The following is a 12,254-nucleotide window of genomic DNA, read 5'->3' as shown; positions in this document are numbered from 1 at the left end:
AGGCCGTCGTGAAGCCCAGGCTGCCGTTGTTGCCATCGGAGCGCAGGGTCTTTGGCGGACCGTTCGTTCTGCCGGTGAGTGGCGGCGTGCTCTTCCCGCTGACGGCATCGCATTGGCAGGGATGAACCCGCCGGATCTCAGGGCCGGCGGCCGGTCGAGCGCTGCGGCGGCCTGAGGTCGTGGCTCTCACGCAAGCCGCATAACGCATTCCCATATTGCCTCAACTATGGGCAGACGGGTTGTGATGGCCTGCAAGGCCGACCGCTGTTTTAATGCGCTTGGCCGGTCCCGGAATAGGGTGCGAAGCGGGCCTCGGTTGTGCTGGCGCCGAGCGCACGGCCGACCATTGGAAACGCCCTTTGCGGGCAGGCAGAGCGCTCACAGACCTTGCAGCCCGGACCGATCTTTGCGGCCATGTCCGGGTTTTTCAGATCTAACCCATTAGCATAGACCAGACGTTCCGCGTGGGTCAGATCGCAGCCTAGGGCCACCGCGAAGGTTTTGGCCGGCGCGCCAAAACCGCCCTGGCCGCTTTGCACCTGCCTTGCGATCCACAAATAGCTTCGCCCGTCGGGCATCTGCGCGACCTGCCGGATGATCTCGCCCGGGCGGGCAAAGGCCTCGTAAATGTTCCAGAGCGGACATGACCCGCCGATGCGGGAGAAGTGGAAATCGGTCGCAGACTGACGTTTCGAGATGTTTCCGGCCCGGTCGACGCGGATGAAGAAGAAGGGGACCCCCCGCGCGTCCGGCCGCTGCAGGGTGGAGAGGCGATGGCAGGTCGTCTCGAACCCCACGCCGAAGCGGCGCGCGATCAGATCGATGTCGTAGCGGGTCGCCTCAGCGGTGGCGAGGAAGGCGCGATAGGGCAGGATCAGGGCCCCGGCAAAATAGTTGGCCAGCCCTATTTGCAGCAGGCTGCGCGCCTCTGGCCCGAGTTTCGGGTCATCGGACAGCCGGGCGATGGCCTCGCCTTGCTCCAGAAAAGCGAGCTGCGTTGCGATCTGAAAAGCAATCTGGCCCGGGTCAAGATGGGCGGCAAGCGACAGGATGCGCCCGGCCGGATCATAATGGCGCAGCGCATCGCCCGCGCTTTGCGCGATGCGGATCCCGTGCCGCCCGGCGAGCCTGTCGGTCAGGCCGGCTGCCATCCGGCCTGCCGGCAGAGTATCACCGATGGCCTCGGCCGCCATGTCCAGCTCTGCCACGTGGTTGCGCCGCTCGTAGAACCAGTCGCGGACCGCCTCGAAAGCGGCGGGGGAATGGGCCGGGCCTCCGGTGATCTGGCCCGCAAAGAGATCGGCGCGTTCGGTGGTTTCGCGCAGCCGGGCCTGCATGGCGACAATTGAGCGCGCGACCTCGGGCATATTGGCGGCCAGCTCGCGCAGTTCGGCGAGCGCGATGCCCGCCCCCTGGTCGGCCAGTGCCGCCCGCAGATCGGTGATCAGCCGTGCCTCGCCCTCATCCGAGAAGAGCTGCACATCCAGTCCAAATACCGCGTTCAGCTTCAAAAGGACCGGCACGGTCAGCGGCCGCGCATTCTGCTCGATCTGGTTCAGATAGCTCGGGCTGATCTCCAGCGCGCGGGCAAGGGCTGCCTGGGTCAGGCCGCGTTCTTCGCGCAGGCGCCGCAAGCGGACGCCGAGATAGGTCTTGCTCATCTTCGCAACCTTCGCAATTCGCAGACTATTTATTCGCAGATCGTCGCATTTTCAGTAGTTTATCTGCTGTTGCCGCCCGTGTGAAGCTGCCCTTGCCAATCTTGTAAAGGCCTTGCCATGTCTGCCGAATCCGAGACCCGAATGATCGAGATGATCTTTCCCGAACAGGCGAACCATTACGGGACGCTGTTCGGCGGCAATGCGCTGGCACTCCTGGCAAAGGCGGCTTTCATCGCGGCCACACGCCATGCCGGCACTGCTGTGGTCATGGCGCGGTCCGAACGGGTGAATTTCACGACACCGATCACTGTGGGCGAGATGCTGGAACTGGTCGCCCGTGTCAGCCGCACCGGACGGTCCTCGATGACGGTCGAGGTGCAGGGCACCGCCCGCAGCATCGGCGGCGCGCGAGAGCGGATCGCGCTTTCAGGCGCATTTGAGATGGTTGCCGTCGATGAGGGCGGTCGCCCCCGGCCGGTCGGCCCGGAAGTTTCATGAAAAGGGAAGAGACATGATCACCCACGACCTGCGGACCTGGAAATCCGCCGAACATCTGCCGCGTGAAGATCAGCTGGCCTGGAAAATCGCCGAAGTCGCCGCCGATCCGGTTGCGGTGCTGCCCCAGGTCACCGAGATGATCATCAACCGGATCATCGACAATGCCGCCGTGGCGGCAGCCTCGGTCGCGCGCCGTCCGGTGGCCTCGGCCCGGGCACAGGCGCTCTGCCATCCGATGAAGCCGGGAGCCACGGTCTTCGGTCTCGCGAATGATCGCGTCAGCCCGGAATGGGCGGCCTGGGCCAATGGTACGGCGGTGCGGGAACTGGATTTCCACGACACTTTCCTTGCCGCCGATTACTCGCATCCGGGCGATAATATCCCGCCGATCCTGGCCGTGGCCCAGCATACCGGAAAGTCCGGCGCGGATCTGATCCGGGGCCTGGCCACCGGCTATGAGATCCAGGTGAACCTCGTGCGCGGCATCTGCCTGCATGAGCACAAGATCGACCATATCGCTCATCTCGGGCCGTCAGCCGCCGCCGGGATCGGCACGCTTTTGAACCTTCCCACCGAGACGATCTATCAGGCCGTGCAGCAGGCGCTGCATGTCAGCACCACCACCCGCCAGTCGCGCAAGGGCGAGATTTCCAGCTGGAAGGCCTTTGCCCCCAGCTTTGCCGGCAAGATGGCGATCGAAGCCGTTGATCGCGTGATGCGCGGCGAGGGCGCGCCGAGCCCGGCATGGGAGGGCGAGGACGGCTTTATCGCCTATCTGCTGTCCGGCCCGAACGCCCGCTATCAGGTGCCGCTGCCCGGGAAGGGCGAGGCCAAACGTGCGATCCTCGACACCTATACCAAGGAGCATTCAGCGGAGTATCAGAGCCAGGCGCTGATCGACCTTGCCCGTCGCATGCGGCCGCAGATCGGCGATCTGAGCCAGATCGACAGCATCGTGATTCATACCAGCCATCATACGCATTACGTGATCGGCACCGGCGCGAATGACCCGCAGAAGATGGACCCGAAGGCCAGCCGCGAAACGCTGGACCATTCGATCATGTATATCTTCGCGGTCGCGCTCGAAGACGGCGGCTGGCACCACGAGAAGTCCTACGCGCCGCAGCGCGCGAACCGGCCCGGGACCGTGGCGCTGTGGCACAAGATTTCGACCACCGAAGACCCGGAATGGACCCGCCGCTACCACGCGCAGGACCCGAAGATGAAAGCCTTCGGTGGCCGCGTCGAGGTGAAGCTGAAAGACGGTCGCGTGATCACCGACGAGCTGGCGCTGGCCGATGCCCATCCCGATGGGGCGCGTCCCTTTATCCGAGAGAATTACGTCAAAAAATTCCTGACCCTCTCGGACGGCATCATCGCCACCGCGGAGCAAACCCGCTTCCTGCAAGCGGTCGAGGCGCTGGAAAGCCTGAAAGCGGGCGAGCTCGCAGCGCTGAACTTCACCGTCGGTGCGGATCGCCTTGGCCCACCCCGCCCGAGCGGCGTCTTCGACTGGAAATGAGGAGGGAACGATGAGCGGCACTGTTCTGAAACCCAAGAAATCCGTCGCGCTTTCGGGCGTGGTGGCCGGGAATACCGCGCTGTGTTCGGTCGGCCAGTCAGGCAATGACCTGCATTATCGGGGCTATGACATCCTCGATCTGGCCGAGGCCTGCACCTTTGAGGAGGTCGCTCATCTTCTGGTGCATGGCACATTGCCGACCGCGCCCGAATTGCGGGCCTATAAAGCGAAACTGAAGGCCCTCAGGGGCCTTCCGAAAGCCGTGCGCGAGACATTGGAGGCGATCCCGGCCGCCGCCCATCCGATGGATGTGCTGCGCTCGGGCGTCTCGGCGCTTGGCTGCGTGCTCCCTGAGGCGCATGACCACAATACCCCCGGCGCGCGGGATATCATCGACCGGCTGATAGCGGCTCAGGGTTCGATGCTGCTTTACTGGCACCACTTTGCCCAGAATGGCCGTCGTATCGAAGTCGAGACCGAAGACGACACCATCGCCGGGCATTTTCTGCATCTGTTGCACGGTATTGCGCCCAGCGAAGTCGAGATACGCGCGATGCAGACCACGCTGAACCTCTATGCCGAGCACGAGTTCAATGCCTCGACCTTTACCGCCCGTACCATCGCGGGCACCGGTTCGGATGTCTATTCTGCAATTGCCGGCGCCATCGGTGCTTTGCGGGGGCCGAAGCATGGCGGCGCCAACGAAGTCGCGTTTGAAATTCAGAAGCGCTACAACACTCCCGATGAGGCCGAGGCCGACATCCGCGCAAGGATGGAGCGCAAAGAGGTCATCATCGGCTTTGGCCACCCGGTCTATACCATCGCCGATCCGCGTAATGTGGTGATCAGGCGGGTGGCGAAACAGCTCTCGGACGCGGCGGGCAGCCCCAAAATGTTCGACATCGCCGAGCGGATCGAGACGGTGATGATGGACGAGAAGCGGATGTTCCCGAACCTCGACTGGTATTCCGCCGTTTCCTATCACCTCCTCGGCGTGCCAACCGCGATGTTCACGCCGATCTTTGTGATCTCGCGCACCTCCGGCTGGGGCGCGCATGTGGTCGAACAGCGGCAGGACAACAAGATCATCCGCCCCTCGGCCCATTACATTGGCCCCGACGACCGCGCCTTTACCCCTATCGAGAAACGCGGGCTTCTCGCCCCGCCTTCGGAGGCCTGAGCTATGCCCTATCTTGTCGCCGACGATCTGCCGTTTGCCCCGGCGGGGCAGCGCTTCCGCGCGGCCTTGTCGCGCCCCGGCATCCTGCGCCTGCCCGGCGCACATAACGGCCAGGCCGCGCTGCAGGCCAGGGCCGCCGGGTTCGAGGCGCTTTACCTGTCGGGTGCCGCGATGACCGCCAGCATGGGCCTGCCGGATCTCGGCATCATAACGGTGGATGAGGTTGCCTTTTTCATCCGCCAGATCGCGCGGGCCTCGGGGCTGCCGCTGCTGGTCGATGGCGATACCGGCTACGGCGAAGCGCTGAACGTCATGCACATGGTCCGAACATTCGAAGAGGCCGGGGCCGGGGCGGTGCATCTGGAAGACCAGCTTTTGCCCAAGAAATGCGGCCATCTGAACGACAAAAAGCTGGCGGGTGCCCAGGACATGGCGGCTAAGGTTGCGGCCGCCGCCCGCGCGCGCCGTGATCTGGTGATCATCGCGCGCACCGATGCCGCAGCCTCGGAAGGGATCGAAGGAGTTGTGGCCCGCGCGAAGCTCTATGTCGAGGCCGGGGCCGATGCGATCTTCCCCGAGGCACTCACCAGTGTTGAGATGTTCAAAGAGGTCCGTGCTGCACTGCCCGGCGTCAAACTGCTGGCAAACATGACCGAGTTCGGCCGCACCCCCGCGCTGACCGCACAGGAGTTTCAGGATCTCGGCTATGATATGGTGATCTGGCCAGTCTCGTCGCTGCGGGTTGCGAATAAGGCGCAGGCGAAACTTTACGCCGCGCTCGCCCTTGATGGTGCCACCACGGCGTTGATCCCCGAAATGCAGACCCGGACCGAATTATACGAAACCATCGGTCTCAATGCGTTTGAAGCGCTGGATGCGAGCATCGCGCGTTCGGTCGTACCCTGATCTCATTCGCACCCTAGCAATGTAATCCGCGAGGAGTTCGGGGAGCCGATCCGGTTCTCCACCTCGTCCGGAGCGCCCAAGGCGTAGGCAAGCGGATCGATATTCATATCCTCGAACAGCTCGGTCACGGGCGCGCCGATGTGGAAGGCGGCCAGGCGGGCGGCCCAGGAACGGTGTGTCTCATCCGGATGGATGGGCAGGACGGGGTAAAGCCGGGCCATCATGCGACCCTCCGCCGACGAGCACCGCGACGCGGTTCCGGAACAGCCTCCGGCGCATCAAGGTCGATATGGGACCATTCCCGCGCGACGAAGGGGTTCTCCGCACGCGAGCAGCCCTCCTTCATGAAGTGAAGGTCCGCGAAATGCTCGAGGCTCAGCCGGGAAGCGCCCGCATTCAGCGCGACCTCGATGGAGTCGATGACGGTCTCGATGCTACGCCCAAACCGGTAGCGGCCGGCGTGGAAGAGGCGCGGCACCAGATCCGGCTCGACCGGTTCATCCAGGCCAGCGTGGCGGCAATAGGCATTGATGACCTGCAGGAAGTTGTCCGTGTCGGTCGCGGCATCGACAGGGGGCAGGTTTTGCACGGTGAAACGCCGCATCAGCTGGGCATCGGTGCGGATGATATCGCGCAGGCGCTCCGTGCCGCTGAGGATGATGATCAGCGCGTCATCGCCCTGCGTGAGCGCCTTCAGGGCGCGAAGGATGAGGTCGCGATCCGCGCAGAAAAATCATGCGCCTCGTCGATCCAGAGCACGCTGATGCCCAGAAGTTTGAGCCGGACCCGCAATTTATCCCCGACCTGCCAGGCCGTTGTGGTGTTCGCACTCAGATCATAGCCGCTCTTCTGAAGAAGAGTGGTGCCCATGCCCTTGAAGGTCACCGGGGTCGGGACACGGGCATTGATATAGCGCGGCAGCCCGCCTTCCGGCGCGGCCATCGCGGGGTGGCGTTTCAGCGCGCGGGCCACCAGCGAGGTCTTCCCGCCCCCGGCGCCATCGATCACCATGATGCCGCGGGTCTCACGACCGTCGGTGAAGCGGACCGGGACATGGGTCAGGTTGCCGGCCACGTCCCGGGTGAGGAGGCGGTCGGCATGGGTGTCGAAGGTGGCATCACGGGGCGTGTCAAGATAGAGGCCGCGAAGCTTCTGGAGGATGGCGGAGATTTCGTGAGCGGTGACCCGAGATTTCTACAGATCCTTCCCCTGACCGCGCCGCTTCTTGAGACTCACCTCATCATCCAGCACAGCACTTTCGACAGCCGTGCCATGGGCGGAGCCTGCCGGGCGGGCGGCATTGCCGACCCCGGATGGCGATGGGTGAACAGCGTGACGATCGCCCGCCGGGCATGGCCGGAATTTCGGGGTAATGGCGGCCACGGGCTTGGGCATCTGAAAAAGGCGCTGACCCTAGATTTTGCCCATCACGATGCGGGAGAGGACGCGAAGGCCGCAGCAATGGTCGTCTTGAAGGCGGAGGCGCAAACCGGCTTGTCGCTGGAGGAACTGATATCGCCGCCGCGCAGAACGCAGCCGCGGGTGCCATAGGCCGGAAACTCGACGGGTCTGTCGCCAGAGGCGATACCCAAGATCAGTCGCCCGTTTGACAGGTGATCGATGGTCGTTGCCATCTTTGCTAGATCGATAGGGTGGCGCAGTGTGACGACCGCGCTTCTCGTCGTCAGCGCTATGCGCGATGTCTTTGCTGCAAGCCACGCCATATAGGTGAAGGGATCGAAGACCTGACCGGCATCGCCGAAACGGGGATCGAACAGCGGCACATCCCGCAGCCAGATGGCGGCAAGCGGAGGGCCACTTGCACCAAGGCCAGTACCGGCGGTTTGACCATGCTGCAGAAGAGTAAGACGGTTGTAACCGTACTTTTCTGCGCCCTCCTCAATGCCTTGCAGCTGAGAGAGAAGATTATCGCGAGGCGTCGGGTTCTTGGGCTTCTTACCGAAAAGGCCCTTGAGGCCCCCAAGAACCTCAACGACGCCAGAGGCAATCGAAAAGGGATCAGCCATCAGGCAGGCCCCCTTGTGATCAGTTCCAGAAGAACCTCAAAAACCTCCGCATCCGAGACTTCGGGCGGGTAGATTTCATTGCGCAACTTGCGCCATGTAGAGGTTTGTTTCAGGCGGCGAGGATCGAATACGACCGTCGCACTGTAGGTAACGCGATCGACCTGCCAGTGGAGATGTCTTCCGGCTCGCAGGACCACCTCGATCTCGCTCCCCTTACGCGGGACATCGTTCTCCCTGCGCTCTGGGGTTGATCTCGAACGGCAACAAAGGGCTTCAGAACGTCCATCTGAAGCGCGTGCCAGCAATGGGGGACGCGGCTGTCACTTGCAGTGCGGTTGGGCGAGGCAATGAAGCCTCGCCCGAGCTAATATCACCCCTTCAGGCTTAAAGTCGCATTCGGGAACGCAAAGCCGAAGTCGTCGATTTTCCGTCGGGATACCTCTTGGAAACCGAGCCTTTCGTAGAAGCGAACAGCCTGCTCATTTTCGGTGTAGACCTCGAGAGAAAGCTCCCCCTTTCGGGCCAGTGCATCAGCGATAAGTCTGCGGCCAACGCCAAGGCTCTGGCGGTCTGGCGCAATAAAAATCCCGCCAATAAAATTGCCCAGGAGACTGATGAAGCCTACCGCCTCTCGGTCCAGGCATGCCACGGAAGTCTCTGCCTTCGGAAGATACTCGATCTCGATCAGGCGGCGCTGCTCGATCAGCCTTGCCTGGCCGATGAAGGGATGAGCCTTCATCGAGGCTTCAAACCAGATGTCGGACAGTTTTTTCAGATCCGTTGCCGCGTCAAACGGTCGGATCACCACGTTGTTGTTCTCCATGAGAACTCCACAGAAATCATGCAAAAAAGGATCGGCAACCATGTGCCGAGCGATGCCGCTACATGCGGTTCAATCGAAGCCTCTGCGCATAAGTCTCCTTCTGTGACTGCGATAACATAGGCAGGTTCATCACCAGGATCAATGACCGCCAGGGGCTCTCCGCATCGGTCTGGCCGCACCGTTCGCGAGCCGTGATGGGCCGGGCCAGTAATGGCCGCGATGCGGGACAAAGCTGCCGGTCATCTCAACTTGCACCATTTTCACGAAGCATATCCAGCAGGTCATCATTGATGGCCAGATCTCCAAGTTTATCGACCCTGAGGACCAAGGAGGAGTTATGATGCGGCGCAGAATTGCGAAGAATGCTCCGGCTGCGCCTTAGATTGCATATTCGAGCTTCGGGAAATATTCCTTGAATGGCGCTTCCCTGGCCACATTGATGAACCCTCTAACCACATCGACAGGCTTTGGCTTCTCGTTTTCGGTGACCTCCAGGATCCCTCCGAGGAGAATATTCAGCTGCGCAATCCGATGATCCAGTTTCCCTCCGAAGGTCCATGGCCTGACGGATTTCCATGGATGGCAGACATAATACGCGCGCGAGACAGCAGCTTGGCTTTTCTTGATCGCGAAACGTCTCCCGGCATGAGCGTGGACCCCTCACGGATAGAACGGCACGATCACATTAGTCATCGATCGCAGCCCAATAGAATCTACCACCATGTATGGTTGTAACGACGACTGGGACGTGATTGTAAGGTGATAACATTACACACGAGTCGAAACCCATGCCCAAGTCGCTCACCCGGTCAGTCCTCACCACCATGAGTCGGTGCTTCCTGCCAATGCGAAAATTGTCTGTTGCAGCAGCAATCCTGTCCACATCCGCGCAGCCGCTCTTTGCGGACGAGCAGGGGGTGTTTCTGGGAACGATTGTGCTTCAGGGTGAGGAGGCCGGGTATAACCCTCGCTCGACAACCGTGGCGGGCCGAGCGCCTGCGGATGTTCGTGATGTCCCCTTATCGCTTAGCGGCATAGGGCGGGAACGCCTGACCGGAGAAATGATCGCCGATGACATCGAGGCAATCGGCCGCAGCACCGGAATGAATATCTCCGGCACCCCTTATGCTTCCGGTATCACTTCACGCGGCTTTGTCACGCTGAACAATGTCGAGGGACTTCGCATGACCAGCGAGGACAGCAACTTCACGCCGGTCATCGATGGATTTCTGCTGGGCGGCATCGAAATCCTGCGGGGGCCCGCCGGCATTCTCGAAGGTGCCGGAGAGCCGGGGGGCGTGGTCAGCCGCAGCTTCAAGCGCCCTCTTCAGTTCGCGGCCGGGCATGGGGGCCTGAGCTTTGGCAGCTACGGCATGCGGCGCGCGGAGTTTGATTATGGCGGGCCGATTTCGGCGGACGGACGTCTTCGCGGCCGTTTTGCGGGCGCAACCATGGAGGAGGGCTTTGAGCGCGACGTGGTCAGCCATGAGCGGGCCGCGGTGTTCGGTGCCCTGGAATATGATCTGACACCGGACACACTGGTCCGGATTTCCGCCATGTATCAGAAGGACGACCGCACCCCATTCTGGGGTGTGCCTTCGCATGAGGATGGTCATCTCATCGACTTTGACCGGTCAACCTATCTTGGCTCGGATCGGGGCCGGTTCGACACGGAATACGCACTGGTTACCGCCGAAATCACCCACGCCTTCGCCAATGGCTGGACCGTACGGGTCGCTGCCAATCATTTTGATCAGAAGATCGACGAGTTTGATCTCATGACCATCAGCCCGGTTTACAACCTCGGCACGGCGCAGATGGTGGATCTTGGCCTGAATGTGAACCAGGACCGCGAGCGGGGGCAGGGGGTTGATGTCTCATTCAGCGGGCCATTTTCTGCTTTCGGCCGTGATCACAGGGCGACGATTGGTTTCAGTTACATCGGTTCCCGTCTGCAGGTCGATGAACGCTGGGGCTATGACGCCTTTCCGGTCGATATCAGCAATCCCGTTACCGATCTTCCGATCCCTGAACTGGCCGATGACGGCATCCTGCAGGATCGCCGCTACAAGCAGTATGGCATATATGGCCAGCTGAATGCCGGACTGACGGACAGTCTTACTCTCAGCGCTGGCGGCCGGGTCAGCTGGGCGGAGATGACGTCGGACATCACCGGCCCGGTGTTGCAGGATTACCGTGAGAACGCTTTCTTCACGCCGATGCTTGGCCTTGTCTGGCGGGCGGATCCGTTCACGTCGCTCTATGCAAGTGTGTCCGACATTCATGAGCCGCAATTCTACCGGGACGCGGCTGGCAGCCCGCTGGCACCGATGACCGGCACGCAATATGAAATTGGCCTGAAGCGGGATCTGTCGGAGGGCAGGCTGCTCTTCACTGCTGCAGTCTTTGACATCGAACGGAGCAATCAGGCCCACCGCGTCGGGCCCTGGCCTTCCCGCGTTTACCGCGCGGATGGCACCACCCGCTCACGTGGAGCAGAACTGGAGCTGAGCGGCGATCTCGGCAACGGCTGGGGCATTTCCGCCGGCTACACCTATACGGATCAGAAGGTAACCGAATCCCGTGATCTCAGCAGGCTGGGCAAACGCGCCTCGAACACCCCGCGCCACAAGGCCGTTCTGTGGCTAAGCCACGATTTCCAGGGCGAGGCGCTTTCAGGGCTCTCCCTGGCAACGGGCATCACTGCGGCGAGCCGGATTTATGACTATGGCAACTCGCTCTCCGCACCGGGCTTCTACACGATTGACCTGGCCGCAACCTACCGTGTGAGCGAGACGACCGAGCTGGCGCTGAAGGTGAACAACGTCTTTGACCGGAACTACTACCGCAGCCTGGGCACATCCGGCATGTATCATGACCAGGCGGAGGGCCGCAGCATCGCGCTGCAGCTCAGACAGCGGTTCTGAACGGGCATCAGTTCTGTTAAGATTGGTCCAATCCTGTCTCTGATTAACTGCATGTCTTGCTGTTGGATGGCAGGATTGGATTTGCCCTTGATGCCAAACACCATTTGACGTGGTAAGCCGCGCAGCCTCAGCACGGCGCCGCTCGACCGCCATCAATCAAAGTCTGTCGGGAGCGAGGGCTGGCGAATATGCTCAAACATGCGCGTGATCTGCCTCTGCATAACGCGTGCGGTCGAGAGGTCGGCGGGCAATTCACGTTCCGTGAACCAGCCAATCTCAGATGTTTCTAAGCCGGTCCTCGCGGCGCCACCTGTAGGGCGACAAACGAAGAACATTTTGGCGCAGGAGAATACGCCGGCCGGATGCATTTGCTTCGTGCGGTCCCAAGCAGCAGCCAACTTGATTACCTCAACCTCATACCCGCTTTCTTCTCTGGTTTCTTTGACGGCGTTTTCGGCCGGAGAATGGTTCACATCCGCCCATCCGCCCGGGAGCGTCCATCGTCCCGCGTCGGCAGTCTCGCGCACCATAAGAATGCGTCCCGCATCATCAAAAACAGCTGCCCGCACATCGATCTTAGGGGTTGCATAGCCCGTCTGATCCGCGAAGAGCGTTGCGATGCGAGCGGAGGACTCGGTCGAATGTTGGGCGAAAATTCCGACCGACAGATCCCTCAGTCGCTCATATTGAGCTACTCCCCGGAAATCGGA

General features: G+C 61.7%; 12 protein-coding genes. 5 read left to right on the top strand and 7 right to left on the bottom strand.

Annotated elements, in window-relative coordinates; genetic code table 11:
• Positions 1-269: 269 nt before the first annotated feature.
• On the bottom strand, positions 270-1,661 hold the full coding sequence (locus BLW25_RS17415; RefSeq protein WP_092902504.1) for a short-chain fatty acyl-CoA regulator family protein: 1,392 nt from the start codon (positions 1,659-1,661) through the stop codon (positions 270-272).
• Positions 1,662-1,778: 117 nt separating this feature from the next.
• Here BLW25_RS17415 and BLW25_RS17410 point away from each other — a divergent pair, with 117 nt between their 5' ends.
• Genes BLW25_RS17410 through prpB form a run of 4 tightly spaced genes read left to right on the top strand, consistent with a single transcriptional unit; the run spans position 1,779 to position 5,767 of the window.
• The gene (locus tag BLW25_RS17410; protein ID WP_092902502.1) at positions 1,779-2,159 is read left to right on the top strand and encodes an acyl-CoA thioesterase; all 381 of its coding nucleotides are present in this window, start codon (positions 1,779-1,781) and stop codon (positions 2,157-2,159) included.
• A gap of 13 nt (positions 2,160-2,172) precedes the next feature.
• Positions 2,173-3,681, top strand: a complete 1,509-nt coding sequence (locus BLW25_RS17405) for an MmgE/PrpD family protein (protein WP_092902500.1) — start codon at positions 2,173-2,175, stop codon at positions 3,679-3,681.
• 10 nt (positions 3,682-3,691) lie between these two features.
• Positions 3,692-4,861 carry a bifunctional 2-methylcitrate synthase/citrate synthase gene (gene prpC, locus BLW25_RS17400; protein WP_092902498.1) on the top strand — a complete coding sequence of 390 codons (1,170 nt, stop codon included), beginning with the start codon at positions 3,692-3,694 and terminating at the stop codon, positions 4,859-4,861.
• 3 nt (positions 4,862-4,864) lie between these two features.
• A complete protein-coding gene (prpB, locus tag BLW25_RS17395) occupies positions 4,865-5,767 on the top strand; it encodes a methylisocitrate lyase (protein ID WP_092902496.1) in 903 nt (300 codons plus the stop codon).
• Positions 5,768-5,769: 2 nt separating this feature from the next.
• Here the strand turns inward: prpB and BLW25_RS17390 are convergent, their stop codons facing one another.
• From BLW25_RS17390 to BLW25_RS17370, 5 genes are all read right to left on the bottom strand, one after another.
• Entirely contained in the window at positions 5,770-5,991 is a 222-nt protein-coding gene (locus BLW25_RS17390; RefSeq protein WP_092902494.1) for a hypothetical protein, read from the bottom strand.
• Positions 5,988-6,371, bottom strand: coding sequence for a hypothetical protein (locus BLW25_RS17385; RefSeq protein ID WP_092902492.1), 384 nt, complete (start codon positions 6,369-6,371; stop codon positions 5,988-5,990). The genes BLW25_RS17390 and BLW25_RS17385 overlap by 4 nt, the downstream gene beginning before the upstream one ends.
• Positions 6,372-6,460: 89 nt before the next feature.
• On the bottom strand, positions 6,461-6,841 hold the full coding sequence (locus tag BLW25_RS17380) for a P-loop NTPase family protein (RefSeq protein WP_092902490.1): 381 nt from the start codon (positions 6,839-6,841) through the stop codon (positions 6,461-6,463).
• Between the two features lie 353 nt (positions 6,842-7,194).
• Entirely contained in the window at positions 7,195-7,794 is a 600-nt protein-coding gene (locus BLW25_RS24740) for an LLM class flavin-dependent oxidoreductase (RefSeq protein ID WP_216279408.1), read from the bottom strand.
• A gap of 370 nt (positions 7,795-8,164) precedes the next feature.
• Positions 8,165-8,617, bottom strand: a complete 453-nt coding sequence (locus BLW25_RS17370) for a GNAT family N-acetyltransferase (protein ID WP_092903075.1) — start codon at positions 8,615-8,617, stop codon at positions 8,165-8,167.
• Positions 8,618-9,405: 788 nt separating this feature from the next.
• Between BLW25_RS17370 and BLW25_RS17365 the strand changes: the two genes are divergently transcribed.
• Complete coding sequence (locus tag BLW25_RS17365; protein WP_092902488.1) at positions 9,406-11,544, top strand: TonB-dependent siderophore receptor; 2,139 nt, start codon at positions 9,406-9,408, stop codon at positions 11,542-11,544.
• Between the two features lie 152 nt (positions 11,545-11,696).
• Here the strand turns inward: BLW25_RS17365 and BLW25_RS17360 are convergent, their stop codons facing one another.
• Positions 11,697-12,113, bottom strand: coding sequence for an NUDIX domain-containing protein (locus BLW25_RS17360; RefSeq protein ID WP_216279407.1), 417 nt, complete (start codon positions 12,111-12,113; stop codon positions 11,697-11,699).
• Positions 12,114-12,254: the final 141 nt, after the last annotated feature.

The organism is Rhodobacter sp. 24-YEA-8, assembly GCF_900105075.1.
In the GTDB taxonomy this organism is placed as follows: Bacteria; Pseudomonadota; Alphaproteobacteria; order Rhodobacterales; family Rhodobacteraceae; genus Pseudogemmobacter.
This window is presented reverse-complemented; position numbering and strand designations above follow the sequence as displayed.